This is a genomic window from Cognatundibacterium rivi, from assembly GCF_018139565.1.
GTDB classification, from domain to species: domain Bacteria; phylum Pseudomonadota; class Gammaproteobacteria; order Burkholderiales; family Burkholderiaceae_D; genus Undibacterium; species Undibacterium rivi.
This window is the reverse complement of the sequence record NZ_JAGSPK010000016.1, coordinates 1-281: the sequence shown is the minus strand read 5'-3', so window position 1 is coordinate 281 and position 281 is coordinate 1. Positions and strand designations below refer to the sequence as shown.

1 protein-coding gene is annotated in these 281 nt (G+C 66.2%); it reads left to right on the top strand.

Annotation, left to right across the window (positions count from 1 at the left end; genetic code table 11):
- On the top strand, positions 1-281 hold a 281-nt coding region (locus KDM87_RS17655; protein WP_212680431.1), incomplete at both ends, for a translocation/assembly module TamB domain-containing protein.

Genomic DNA, 281 nt, shown 5'->3' with positions numbered 1-281 from the left:
ATCCGGAAGAGTCGCGCACCTCGCCGCTGGACATGGACCTGACGGTCAGCCTGGGCGACAAGGTGAAGATGACCGGGTTCGGCCTGAAGGGCGCGCTGACCGGCAAGATGCAGGTCTGGGCCAAGCCCGGCCGCGAAATGACCGCCAATGGCGGCCTGGAAGTGAGCGGCCGCTACAAGGCGTATGGGCAGGACCTGACCATCACCCGTGGCAACCTCAACTGGAACTACAACGCGGTGTCCGCCCCGCGCATCAACATCCGCGCCGAGCGCCGCATCGGT